General features: G+C 69.8%; 12 protein-coding genes and 1 pseudogene. 3 read left to right on the forward strand and 10 right to left on the reverse strand.

Annotation, left to right across the window (positions count from 1 at the left end; translation table 11 throughout):
- The first annotated feature begins 41 nt into the window (after positions 1–41).
- Complete coding sequence (locus KUTG_RS08335; protein ID WP_043716128.1) at positions 42–587, forward strand: TetR/AcrR family transcriptional regulator; 546 nt, start codon at positions 42–44, stop codon at positions 585–587.
- Here KUTG_RS08335 and KUTG_RS08340 read toward each other — a convergent pair.
- The 8 genes from KUTG_RS08340 to KUTG_RS60920 form a co-directional block, all read right to left on the reverse strand.
- On the reverse strand, positions 565–1,683 hold the full coding sequence (locus tag KUTG_RS08340; protein ID WP_043716130.1) for a zinc-binding dehydrogenase: 1,119 nt from the start codon (positions 1,681–1,683) through the stop codon (positions 565–567). The two genes, KUTG_RS08335 and KUTG_RS08340, sit on opposite strands and share 23 nt — an antisense overlap.
- A complete protein-coding gene (locus tag KUTG_RS08345) occupies positions 1,680–2,093 on the reverse strand; it encodes an acyl-CoA thioesterase (RefSeq protein ID WP_084579046.1) in 414 nt (137 codons plus the stop codon). The genes KUTG_RS08340 and KUTG_RS08345 overlap by 4 nt, the downstream gene beginning before the upstream one ends.
- A 9-nt stretch (positions 2,094–2,102) precedes the next feature.
- Positions 2,103–2,828, reverse strand: coding sequence for a tetratricopeptide repeat protein (locus KUTG_RS08350; RefSeq protein ID WP_043716135.1), 726 nt, complete (start codon positions 2,826–2,828; stop codon positions 2,103–2,105).
- Positions 2,829–3,244: 416 nt separating this feature from the next.
- Positions 3,245–4,639 carry an SMI1/KNR4 family protein gene (locus KUTG_RS08355; RefSeq protein ID WP_043716138.1) on the reverse strand — a complete coding sequence of 465 codons (1,395 nt, stop codon included), beginning with the start codon at positions 4,637–4,639 and terminating at the stop codon, positions 3,245–3,247.
- A gap of 10 nt (positions 4,640–4,649) precedes the next feature.
- Complete coding sequence (locus KUTG_RS08360) at positions 4,650–5,927, reverse strand: FAD-binding oxidoreductase (protein WP_052394213.1); 1,278 nt, start codon at positions 5,925–5,927, stop codon at positions 4,650–4,652.
- Positions 5,928–5,936: 9 nt separating this feature from the next.
- Positions 5,937–6,533, reverse strand: a complete 597-nt coding sequence (locus KUTG_RS08365) for a hypothetical protein (RefSeq protein WP_043716141.1) — start codon at positions 6,531–6,533, stop codon at positions 5,937–5,939.
- A gap of 1 nt (position 6,534) precedes the next feature.
- Entirely contained in the window at positions 6,535–6,699 is a 165-nt protein-coding gene (locus tag KUTG_RS58165; protein WP_157494406.1) for an alpha/beta hydrolase, read from the reverse strand.
- Between the two features lie 605 nt (positions 6,700–7,304).
- Positions 7,305–7,907 carry an antibiotic biosynthesis monooxygenase gene (locus KUTG_RS60920; RefSeq protein WP_052394214.1) on the reverse strand — a complete coding sequence of 201 codons (603 nt, stop codon included), beginning with the start codon at positions 7,905–7,907 and terminating at the stop codon, positions 7,305–7,307.
- A gap of 82 nt (positions 7,908–7,989) precedes the next feature.
- Between KUTG_RS60920 and KUTG_RS08375 the strand changes: the two genes are divergently transcribed.
- Both KUTG_RS08375 and KUTG_RS08380 read left to right on the forward strand, forming a co-directional pair.
- Positions 7,990–8,382: a PPOX class F420-dependent oxidoreductase gene (locus KUTG_RS08375; protein WP_043716145.1), complete on the forward strand. Its 393-nt coding sequence runs from the start codon at positions 7,990–7,992 to the stop codon at positions 8,380–8,382.
- 20 nt (positions 8,383–8,402) lie between these two features.
- On the forward strand, positions 8,403–9,410 hold the full coding sequence (locus KUTG_RS08380) for a PHP domain-containing protein (RefSeq protein ID WP_043716146.1): 1,008 nt from the start codon (positions 8,403–8,405) through the stop codon (positions 9,408–9,410).
- Between the two features lie 113 nt (positions 9,411–9,523).
- Here the strand turns inward: KUTG_RS08380 and KUTG_RS08385 are convergent.
- Positions 9,524–10,876, reverse strand: a pseudogene (locus KUTG_RS08385) (VWA domain-containing protein).
- On the reverse strand, positions 10,873–11,739 hold the full coding sequence (locus KUTG_RS08390) for an AAA family ATPase (protein WP_043716148.1): 867 nt from the start codon (positions 11,737–11,739) through the stop codon (positions 10,873–10,875). Before KUTG_RS08390 ends, KUTG_RS08385 begins: the two are co-directional and overlap by 4 nt.
- Position 11,740: the final 1 nt, after the last annotated feature.

Below are 11,740 nucleotides of genomic sequence, written 5' to 3' on the forward strand. Positions count from 1 at the left end.
GACGGCGGCGGTGGAACGAACCGGTTCGTTACCCTGGACACGTGGGGTACGACTCGAAGGCGACCAAGGAGCGGATTCTGGCCGCCGCGACCACGGAGTTCGCCGCGCACGGCGTCGCCGGCGCCCGGGTAGACCGCATCGCCGAGGCCGCGGAGGCCAACAAGCGGGCCATCTACGACTACTTCGGCGACAAGAAGGCGCTGTTCGCGGCCGTGTTGGAGCGCATGCTGTCCCGCTGTGCCGACGCCGTGCCGGTCGAGCCCGACCTTGCCGCCTACGCCCGCAAGCTGTTCGACTACCACGCGGCCAACCCCGAGGCGCTGCGCCTGCTGATGTGGGAGGCGCTGGAGATGGGCGGCCGCGAGGTGCCGGCCGAGGACATCCGCACCGCCGAGTACCAGAAGCGAGTGGCCTCGATCGACGATCACGTGCCGAACGCCTCGATGATCTACTTCTTCACGTTGGGCCTGGTCAACTGGGGCAGGGCCATGCCGCAGCTGCGCCGCATGGTGCTGGGCGCCGACTTCCCGCAGGACAAGCTGATCGAGGCGACGGTCGAGGCGGTCAGGACGCTGTCGGAACGATGACCTGCCGCACGGCCTCGCCGCCGGCCAGCTGGTCGAAGCCCTCGTTGACCTGGTCGAGGCGCAGCCGTCCGGACACCAGCTCGGGCACCGGCAGCAGGCCGGCCTGATACAGCCGCACGAACCGCGGGATGTCCCGGCGGGGCACGCTGGAGCCCAGGTAGCTGCCGCGCAGTGTGCGCTCCTCGGCCACCAGGCTCAGCGCCGGCAGCACCAGCTGGCGATCCGGGTGCGGCAGGCCGACGGTCACGGTCGTGCCGCCGATCCTCGTCGCGTGATAGGCCTGTGCCAGCACGTGCTCGCTGCCTGTGGTGTCGATGACCTTGTCCGCGCCGCCGCCGGTCAGCTCCCGGAGTTCCTCGACGACGTCCGGGCCTCCTACGAGAACGTGATTTGCTCCCAACCGCGCCGCCAAGTCGCGTTTCGTCGCAACGATGTCGACTGCCACGATCCGGGCCGCCCCGGCCGCCCGAGCGGCCAGCAACGCCGCCATGCCGACGCCGCCGAGGCCGAACACCGCGACCGTCTCCCCCGGCTTGACCTCCGCGCTGTGGAACGCCGCCCCGGCACCGGTCAGCACGGCGCAGCCGAACAGCGCCGCCAGCTCGAACGGCAGCGACGGATCCACCTTGACCGCGGACTTGCTCGACACCACGGCGTACTCCGCGAACGCCGACACCCCGAGGTGGTGGTTCTCCCCGCCGCGCCAACGCTTCTCCCCCGACAGCAGCGTGCCGGCGCGGTTCGCGACCGCCCCCGGCTCGCACAGCGCGGGCCGTCCGGCCAGGCACATCCGGCACGAGCCGCAGGCCGGCACGAAGGCCAGCACCACGTGGTCCCCCACCGCAAACTCCGCGTCCGGCCCTACCTCGACGACCTCGCCCGCCGCCTCGTGCCCCAGCACCATCGGCAGCGGCCTCGGCCGGGAGCCGTTGATCACCGACAGGTCGGAGTGGCACAGCCCGGCCGCCCCGATCCGCACCAGGATCTCCCCGCGCCCCGGCGGATCCAGCTCCAACTCGGTCACCTGCAACGGCCGCGAGTCCGCGTACGGCCGCTCGACGCCGGAGGCCACCAGCACCGCCGCGTTCACCTTCATGCGCTCACCAGCTTCTCCAGCTCGTCCCGCATCGGCCCGGCGATCGGCACCGGACGGCGGGTCTCCCGGTCCACGAACACGTGTGTGAAGGTCCCCTCGGCGATCAGCGTGCGCCGGTCGCCGCGGAACAGGCCCGTCTCGTAGCGGACGCTGCTCGTGCCGAGGTGGCCGACGCGCAGCCCGACCGCGATGACCTCGGGAAACGACACCGAGGCCTTGTACACGCAGTGCGACTCGACGCACAGGCCGATCGGGCCGTCGCCGTCCAGGTCGAGGCCGGCGCGCTCGATGAGCCAGGTGTTGATCACGGTGTCCATCACCGAGTAGTGCACCGCGTTGTTCACGTGCCCGTAGTGGTCGTTGTCCTTCCACCTGGTCGGCACGTCCTGCCAGTAGCCGTACTCGGTCATGCACCCCATCTAACCGGAAAGCAGCTCCAGGGCGATCCGGCGCAGCTCGACCCGGTCGAGGCCGGCATAGTCGGCCACGGCCCGCTCGTACGCGGCCCGGTCGGGGTCCATGGCGAACTGCCGTATCCGGTCAACGCCCACGAACGTCTTGCTGTAGCGCCATTTCTCGGCGATGGCGACCAGGCGGGCGGCCCAGTCCGGGGTCCGCTCGGCGTCGGTGGCGGCGACCGCCTCGTTCTCCGGCGTCCACACCTCGAAGCCAGGCAGGTTCTGCCGTATCAGCTCCTCGTCCTGCAGGCGGGCCACGGATTCCCGCCACAGCGCGAGCCCGCCGTCGACGTCCCCGCGGATGAGCTGGATCATCGCGCGCAGGCCGAGTCCCGGCGACAGCACGTCCGCGTCGCCGTAGGACGGCGCGACCTCGCTGAACCACCGCTCGGCCTGGTCGGTGTCGCCGAGTTGCAGGCACGCGACCACCGCGCCCCAGCGGACGCTGGCCTCGGTCGGCCAGCCGGGCTGGTCACCGAGCAGCGCCAGCACCACGTGCACCTGCGCCAACGCATCCTCGGGTCGGCCGGCTTGCAGGCACAGCTCGGCGTAGCGGGCGTGCACCGAGATCCGTATCCAGCTCGGCGGCCCCCGGTCGAACAACACCAGCGCCCGGTGCGCCGCCGCCAGCGCGTTCTCGATGTCGCACTCGACCTCGTGCAGGTACGTCAAGAAGAGGTTGGCCACGGCGGCCAGCAGCGGCTCGTCGCTCGGCGTCCGGCTCGCCGTCCCAGCAGGCCAGGCCCTTCTCCGCCGCCTCCAATGCGCTGTGGGCGTTGGCGTTTCGGGCGTCACGGGCGTGCAGGAGCACCGCGGTGGCGTCGACCTCGTCGGCGGCCAGGGCGAGGCGGAATCCGGTGGCGGTATTAACGATCAGGTCGGCCCCGAACTGCGAGCGGATCCGGGAGACCAGGACCTGCACCGCCTTGGTCGGGTTCTCCGGCCGCGCGTCCGGCCACAGGCCGTCGACCAGCGCCGGCACGCTGCACCCGGCCCGAAGGCTGCCGGCCAGCAGCGCCAGCAGGCCACGCAGCCGCGGCCCGGTGACCTCCCGCCCCCGGCAGCCCACCCGCGACAGCAGGGTCAGCTCGGTGCTCACCCGCTCAGATTAGGGCCTCGACCTGGTGGACCTCTCGGTTTCGGGGACGCGGCAGGCGCTGGTTCAGCCAGGCCACCCGCTGGGCCAGGTCGCCGTGGCCCAGCGCGGCGACGGCGAGTTTCGGCAGGTCGACGCGGCTCCACTGGTCGCCGTTGAGCGTGACGACCTTGAGGTTCTTCAGCCCGTCGAGCGCCTCGACGTTCGTCACCTCGACGCCGGACAGGTCCAGCCGGACCAGCGACGTCATGGTGGCGACGACCCGGGCGTCGACCGGGCGTCGCAGGCCGGACAACCGGAGGCTCCACAAGGCCGCGCCGGCCAGCGGCGCCAGGTCGAACTCGCGGGCGTCGACCTTGAGCGCCTCCAGGCCCGGCAGGCTCGCGGCACGGACCACGCCCGCCCCGTTGACGCGCAAGTCCCGCAGGTTCGGCAGCACGGCGAGGGACCCCAGGTCGAACTCGTCCCGGTGGTTCACGTTCACCCGCTGGACGTGAGGATCCGGCGTCGGCTCGCCGTGGAGGACGAGCTCCGCGGGCCGTGATGCCTCGTCAGGCCACGCCCATGGCGGCAGCAGGCTCGCCACCGAGTCGGCGACCAGGCCGGCCATCTCGCCGTGTTCGTCGAACCAGAGGACCTGGCCGGGGCGGCCCCGTTCGGCCGGATCGAGGTCGACGGCGAGGTAGCGCCAGTCATCGTCCACTGCGAACGGGAGCCACCAGTCGTTGCGGCACAGGCGTTTCACGTGGCCATGCGGCCAGGCGTCCAGCACGGGGCCCAGTTCCAGCGGCTTGTCGTCGTCCCAGCCACCGAACCGGAGCTTTCTGCTGGTGCGCCACTTGACCAGCTCCTCCAGCGTGGCCAGGCGGAACTCGCCGAGCGCGGTCCGGCCGTTGCGGTGCAGGGCACGGAGATCCTCGGGCAGGCGGAAGCCCAGTTCCCGTTCCGTGGCAAGGATGTCGTCCTCGCTACGGCCTTCGCCGCCGGCCGGTACGCGGGCCAGTGCCGCCGGATCCGTTGGGGCGTCGGTGATCCGGGCGTGTTCGGGCAGCGGGATGCTGCCCTTGAGCGGATGGCCGGGCAGGCGGAACTTCTTGCCCCGCACCACGGTCGCACCCTCGTCGCCGAGGTCGTAGGTGTAGGCCAGGCGGATCTCCCCGGTCGAGCGCACAACGAACTCGCAGACCGCGTCGGGTCGGCCGGCCAACACCGCGGTGGCCAGGTCCCTTTGCAGGACCCGCAGCGCGGGGCCGCTGCCGAGGAAGCCGCTGTCGTCGTATCCGGACCGGCCGGAGTAGCCGGACGCGGTACAGCGCATCGCGATGGTGGCCGTGCGCCAGCCGTCCGGTCCGCCGGCGTGAATGGCCCTGGCCAGCGCGAGCATGGCCTCGTTCAGTTCCACGCCCTGGATGCTAGATGCCTTGGGGGAAGGCGAAGACCCGATTCGGATCATAGGTCCGCGCGGTCTCCGCGAGGCGCGGGGCGTTGGCACCGTAGTAGGCCTGACGCCAGTTCGGCATGTCCGGGTCGATGTAGTTGACGAAACCGTGCGCGCCGAACCACTCGCCGAGTTGCTGCCGCACGGGCGCGAGCTCGCCGCGGGCGTCGGCGGCGGTGGTGCGGACCTTGTTGGTCACCTGGATGCTGCCGATGGCGTCGCGGTGTGGGAAAGCCCCGTCGCCATGGGCGATCGCGCCGCCGAAGCTGTCGATGAGGCAGAACAACTCCGGGCCCGTCGTGACGAGATCGACCATGGCCTGCGCGTCCATCGGGCCGGTGAGCATGCGGGACATCGACACGAACGACTCCCGCTCCCCGACCGGGTCGGCATAGTGGTCCATCGTCGCCGGGAAGTCGAGTTCCCGTTGGTAGCGCACGGGATTGCCGCCGATGCGACGGGCAAGGTCGTCGATCAGGCCGGTGTCCGTGCCGACCAGGCAGCCCGCCGTCTGGGAGTAACCCCGGCCGACGCGGCACTGCGACCACATCTCGTCCGGCACCTGCTTCTGCCATTCCTGCCAGGCGTCCAGAATCTGCGGCCGACGGTCCGGGGTGTAGTCCAGGGACCACACCGTCAGCGGCTCGGCCGGCGTCGTGCGGAAGGTGAACGACGTGACGACACCGAAGTTGCCGCCGCCACCGCCGCGCAGCGCCCAGAACAGGTCTGGCTCCTGCGTTTCCGACACCGTGCGGGCTGTGCCGTCGGCGGTGACGATCCGGGCGGCGATGAGCTGGTCGCTGGCCAGGCCGCACTTGCGGCCGAGGACGCCGATGCCGCCGCCGAGGGTCAGACCCGCGATGCCGACCGTCGGGCAGGTGCCGGCCGACAGCATCCGGCCGGCACGGCCGATTCCCGCGTAGACGCCGGCCATTCGCGCGCCGGCGCCGACGATCGCCGCGCCGTCGGCCCGCACCTCGACCGTGTCCAGGTGCGACACGTCGATGATCAGGCCGCCGTCCGGCGTGGAATAGCCGGCGTAGCTGTGGCCGCCGCTGCGGGCCGCGACCGGAATCCCTTGCGTGGCGGCGAATTCCACGCACCGCTGGACGTCGGCTTCGGTCTCGCACCACGCGATCGCCGCCGGCCGGCGGTCGTCGTACAGGGCGAGGAAGGCGAGCTTGGCCCGCGCGTACTCGGCGTCCGACGGCGTGACCAGCCGTCCTGTCAGCGCGCGGGCCAAGGTGTCCACCCGGTCAAACTACTTGCGGCGAAACGACACGCCCAAGTCCTTTTGCAGGTACACCTCGATGAACACCCGCAGGTACGGGTCCTCACCCATCGCGGTGAACACGTCCAGCAGGCGCTGGTCGACGCGCTCGGTGAGCAGCATGATCCGCCACAGGTTCAGCGGCCGGTCCTGCGGGCCGGCCACCGAGTGCTCCACGTGGAAAAGCGGCTGCTCGGTGGTCGCCGTGCGGCCCTCGAACGCCGTGCCGCCGACGAAGAACGCCCGCTGGTTGTCGTGGTCGAGGCGGACGTGCTCGATGATCGTGCCGAAGCGGTCCGGATCGGCCCACAGCCGCTGGTCCGAGACCCGGGTGAAGTCCTCCAGGCCGCAGTGGCGGACGCTGGGCCACTTGGTGGCGCTGCCGGCCCTGACCACCGTCGGGATGTAGACATCGGGGGCGGCTGCCTTGCGCGCCTCCATGTCCCACAGCGTCTCCCGGGTGAACGTCACGTCCCGGTCCAGCTCGTAGCGCTCGGCCAGCACCTGGTTGACGTCCACCGGCGGCAGGTCGATCGCGGTGACGCCCGGCGTGCGCCAGGCCTCGTCCAGCACCTTCTCATGGTCCATGTCAGGCCAATCGGTCGATGAGCCAGTCGCGCACGACGCGCCAGCTGCGGTGGGCGGGGTTGATGACGTCGAAGTGGTTGGCGCCCTCGAACTCGACGGGGTCGCCGGCGTATTTCGCCGCCACCACGTCGTCGGCCTCGCCGTGGATGGTCAGCAGCGGCACCATGGTAGGACGAGGTTCTAGGTGGGGAGGGGGCTACTTTAACAGTAGCTGTCCGTAATGGCAATTCATATTAATTATCCGTAAAGTAGTGAATCTGGTCGGAGTACTTGAGCAGGTCGCACGCATAGCAATGACCATAACAGTCACACTCGATTAGTTTTTGGTATATAAAAGTCGACTATCAGACCAAATTTCGTCGGCGGCAGTGGAGGTTTGAATAATTTGCCCGATTGGATATCGATCTTACTAATAAGTGTAACATATCCGCATAATCAGCCCCGACGGAAGAATCAAACCGTCCTGAAGGCTTGCTTTGTAATATAATAGAGCGAAAAAGTCCGTTGGGACGAATTCTTCCTAGCAGCAGTTTCGGAAAGACCAGATTTGACGATTAGCCAAAACGGCGTAGACGGCGCAAGCGGCGTTTATTATCTGGCCGACTGAAACCCTGTGTCCGACGACCCATTGAGGGCAGGCTTGTCCCCTGTTTCTATACGATTGCCTCTCGGAACGGGTCAGATAAATACCAAAGCCGGATCTACAGTTCATTCTTCTGCAAGAAACGGTGGACGGGACCCGAATTAAGGCGGTGTATCGTTATCGCTGTATCAGAGGTCGAGGTGGTCGTCGAGGCCTTCGAGTCGGTCGATCGCCGCCTCGACGTCCTCGAACGTGCCGGGCCAGCCGCCGCCTTCCTCGCCCAGTCGCCGGTATTCGATGTTCCACACCGCGAAGCCGGCTTGTCGCAGGTCGTCGGCCAGCGGTGTGAGCTGCCGGCGGTCGAACATGGCCGTCCAGAAGCCGCCGTGGATCAGGGTTATGACCGGGAACGGGCCGTCGCCTTCCGGCAGGTACAGCTCGCCGACCTGGGACGGGTGCGGGCCGTAGGCGACGGTCCTGGCGGCGCGGCGGCCGTCCTCGGCGTCGTCGTAGCGGACGCCTCGGTCGGAGCTCACCAGCGTGTCGATGGTGGCGAAGAAGGCCGCGATCTCCGGCTCGTTGCCGCCCTTGGCCTTCGACTCGTCCCAGGCCGTGTCGTCCGTCCACTCCACCAGGTCCAGCCAGGTGTCCTCGGCGACCCGGATGAGCTTCGCGGCGACGAAGCCCCGCCGGTCGCGGCGGAACGCCTCCACCATGCCCGGGCGTGCCGCCAGCATCGCCGCCGTCTTGCCCGGTTCGACGGTGAAGGTGGTCAGTTCGATGACCGACATCGGGGTCCCTCCTCGTGACATATGGTCAATATTAGTGACTATCACCCTTGTTGACCATCCCCGGGTGGCTAGGATCACCGGTATGGCACTGCCCGACGCGCTGCTCGACCTGCTGCGCAAGCCCAGCCCCTGCTTCGTGGCCACGTCCAACCCGGACGGATCGCCCCAGCTCACCCAGACCTGGGTGGACACCGACGGCGAGCACGTGCTCGTCAACACCGTCGAGGGCTTCCAGAAGGTGCGCAACATGAGGCGGGACCCCCGGGTCGCCCTCAACATCGCCGATCCGGACAACCCCTTCCGCTACTTCCGGGTGCGGGGCCACGTCGTCGGCATCACCCCCGACGGCGGCGCCGACCACATCGACCTGCTGGCCAAGCGCTACACCGGGCAGCCCTACGCCTGGTACGGCGGGCGGGACCAGGTGCGGCTCATCGTCACCATCGCCGCCGAGGACGTCAGCGGCATGGGCTGAGGTCTGGTAGGCAGGACGTCGTGGATCCCGTGCGGGCGTTGGAGCAGGTCGCGTTCGAGCTCGAACGCGCCGGCGAGCCCAGCTACCGGGTCCGTGCCTTCCGCCGCGCCGCCGCCGTCATCGCCGAGGTGCCCGCGGAGCAGTTGGCCCAGATGGTGCGAATGGGCTCTCTGACCCGGTTGTCCGGCATCGGCAAGGCCACCGCTTCCGTCGTCTCGGATGCCGTCCGCGGCGAGCCCATCGCCTACTTGGAGAAGGCTTCCACCGCCCACGGCCCCGACCTCTCCGGCGGCGCCGCCCTCCGGGCCCTGCTCCGGGGCGACTGCCACACCCATTCCGACTGGTCCGACGGCGGCAGTCCCCCTTCCGCCATGGCTCAGGCCGCCCGGGACCTCGGGCACGACTGGATCGCCCTCACCGACCACTCCCCTCGCCTCACCGTCGCCAACGGCCTCTCCGCCGCCCGCCTCTCCGCCCAGCTCGACCTCGTCGCCGCCCTGAACTCGGAGCTGGCCCCTTTCCGCATCCTCACCGGCATCGAGGTCGACATTTTGTTGGACGGCTCCCTCGACCAGTCCGAGGAGCTCCTGTCCCGCCTCGACGTCGTCGTCGCCAGCGTCCACTCCAAGCTCCGCATGCCCGCCGACGAGATGACCCCTCGCCTGCTCGCCGCCGTCGCCAACCCCCACGTCACCGTCCTCGGCCACTGCACCGGCCGCCTCGTCACCGGCCGCGGCCGCCCCGAGTCCGAGTTCGACGCCCCCGCCGTCTTCGCCGCCTGCCAGGCGCATTCCGTCGCCGTCGAGATCAACTCCCGCCCCGAGCGCCTCGATCCCCCCAAGCGGTTGCTCAGGTCGGCCGTCGACGCCGGCTGTCACTTCGCCATCGACACCGACGCCCACGCCCCCGGCCAGCTCACCTGGCAGGCCCTCGGCTGCGCCCGCGCCGAGGAATGCGGCGTCGAGGCGGACCGGGTCATCAACACCTGGTCCGCGGATGAGCTGCTGGACTGGGCCGGCCGCCGCTGAACAGGATCCCCCGATGCAGGGAAGGACGCCTTACCCGCGTTCAACGCGGGTAAGGCGTCCTTCCCTGCATGACGGGGGCACTTTCAGCAGGAGACGTGAGCAGCTGGCGTGGTTCAGACCGGGATGAGCCGGGACACCAAAACGCCCAGCTGGCGGGCGTTGCGGCATTCGTGCATCTCCACCACGGAGGCGTAGTCGTGGGCGGCGGAGTCGCCGGTGGACCAGAGGGCGCGGCGTTCGGGGTTGAGCCAGAAGGAGCGGCGGGCGGGGCGGAGGATGTGGGCGAGGACGGCGAGGCGGGGGTCGCCGTGGTTGTTGCGGGCGTCGCCGAGGATGAGGACGGAGGTCCGCGGGCCGATGACGTCGGGGTAGCGGTCGGCGAACTCGTCGAGGGAGCGGCCGTAGTCGGAGTGGCCGTCCCAGCGGATGACGGAGGCCTCGGTGAGGATGCGGGAGCCCAGGGCGGCGGGGTCGGCGACGCCGGCGGTGACGAGGTGGGTGACCTCGTCGATGCCGTCGACGAAGGCGAAGACGCGGACCTTGGAGAACTGGTCGCGCAGGGCCTGCACCAAGAGCATGGTGAAGTTGGCGAAAGAGGCGACGGAGCCGGACATGTCGCACAGCAGCACGATCTCGGGACGGCCGGGGCGGTGCTTGCGGAACACCGGGAGTCATGGGCACACCGCCGGTGGACAGGGAACGACGAAGGGTGCGGCGGAGAGTCGATCTGGCCCCCGGGCGCCACGGCGGCGACGGGCCGCGAGGCGGGTGGCCAGCTTGCGGGCCAAGGGCTGGACCATGCGGCGCATCTCGGCGACCTGGGCGCGGCCGGCCTGGAGGAAGTCGACCTGGTCGGGCGTGGGCGGAACGGCGCTGCGGGAAAGGCGTTCACGGCCGCGAAGCTCGGCGACGCGGCGAAGGGCCTCGCCCCGCACGAGTTCACGGAACCGCTCGATGCGACGGCGGATCTCGTCACGGTCGAGGCGCTCGGTGAAGCCGGCCTGAGCCTGCATGGCGGCCAACACCCGGACGAGCAAGGTCTGGGGCTGCACCCGGTCCAAGGTCTGGTGCGCGGACCAACCGCTGGAGCCGGAGCCGCTCTGCCCGTACTCGCCGAAGGCGTCGACGGCGAGCCCAGCCAGCTGCGACAGCTCGGACTCGTCGTCGGAGGCGAAGGCGGCGACGAGCCGGTCGTTGAGCTCGTCGAGGGTGAGGTGCTCGCGCCGGGCCTGCTCGGGAATGCCCACGCCCAAAGGGAAGAACAGGTCGAAGGTGGAGTCGAAGACGGCACGCTGGCCGTCCCGGCGGATCAGGCAGGCCGCGAGGCCCTCCCGGGTGCGCTCGCGGTCGTCGAAGCCGAGCACCTCCAGCGCGGCGGCGGCGTCGACAGTCTCCCCCGGCCCGGCCTGAATTCCCTTGGCCCGCAAGGCCTGCACGAATTCGGTGAGACGGTCCGAGACCGTCACAGCTTGTCCAGTTCGAGCCGCTGCCCCGCTTTGACGATGTCCTCCTGGTGCTTGAGGATCACGCCGAGGCTGTCCCGCACGACCTGCTCGTCGAGGGTCTCGGCGCCGAGTTCGAGCAGGGTCCGCGCCCAGTCGATGGTCTCGGCGACCGACGGCGACTTGCGCAGTTCCATGGCCCGCAAGGCGTTGATCACGCGTACGAGCGACGTGGCGAGGATGTCGTCGATGCCGGGCACGCGGGCCAGCACGATGCGCTTTTCCAGGTCCTCGTCGGGGAAATCGATGTGCAGGAACAGGCATCGCCGTCGCAGGGCCTCGGACAGCTCACGGGTGGCGTTGGACGTCAGCACGGCGAACGGCCGCTGGGTGGCGGTGATGGTGCCGAGTTCGGGCACGGTGACCTGGAAGTCGCCGAGCACCTCCAGCAGCAGCCCCTCCACCTCGACGTCGGCCTTGTCGGTCTCGTCGATCAGCAGCACGGTCGGCTCGTCGCCGCGGATGGCGGTGAGCAAGGGCCGCGCGAGCAGGAACTCCTCGCTGAAGATGTCGTTGCGGGTCTGGTCCCACGTCTCGTCGCGCCCGGCGGTGATCCGCAGCAGCTGCTTGGCGTGGTTCCACTCGTACAGCGCCCGCGACTCGTCGACGCCCTCGTAGCACTGCAGCCGCACCAGCCGCGACCCGGTGACCTGGGCGACCGCCTTGGCCAGCTCGGTCTTGCCGACGCCGGCCGGGCCCTCCACCAGCAGCGGCTTGCCGAGCCGGTCGGCGAGGTACACGGTCGTCGCGACCGCGTCGGACGCCAGGTAGCCGGCCTCGGCCAGCCGCCCGGCCACCTCGTCGACGGACGTGAAGAACCCGGTCACG

Origin of the sequence: Kutzneria sp. 744 (assembly GCF_000568255.1) — a bacterium.
Lineage (GTDB): Bacteria > Actinomycetota > Actinomycetes > Mycobacteriales > Pseudonocardiaceae > Kutzneria.